Source organism: Mycobacterium persicum (assembly GCF_002086675.1).
Classification (GTDB): Bacteria; Actinomycetota; Actinomycetes; order Mycobacteriales; family Mycobacteriaceae; genus Mycobacterium; species Mycobacterium persicum.
On the sequence record NZ_MVIF01000367.1, the window covers coordinates 1 to 238 of the forward strand.

Consider the following 238-nt stretch of genomic DNA (forward strand, 5'->3'; position numbering starts at 1 on the left):
GGCGGGGACGGCGGCGCGGGCGGGATGGGCGCGCAGGGCGCCCCGGGCACGCAGTTCTCCTTGGCCGGCACCGGTGGTAATGGCGGTGACGGCGGCACCGGTGGCGTCGGCGGGGCCGGTGGCTCCGGCGGATTCCTCGGGTCCGCTGGTGCCACAGCCGGCGCCGGTGACGGCGGCAGGGGCGGCACCGGCGGCCTGGGCGGCGTCGGCAACCCCACGAACGGGGGCGGGGCTGGCG

Annotated in this window: 1 pseudogene; it reads right to left on the minus strand. The window is 81.1% G+C overall.

Annotated elements, in window-relative coordinates:
• Positions 1 to 238: pseudogene (locus BST40_RS32770) on the minus strand (hypothetical protein); the annotation flags it as partial.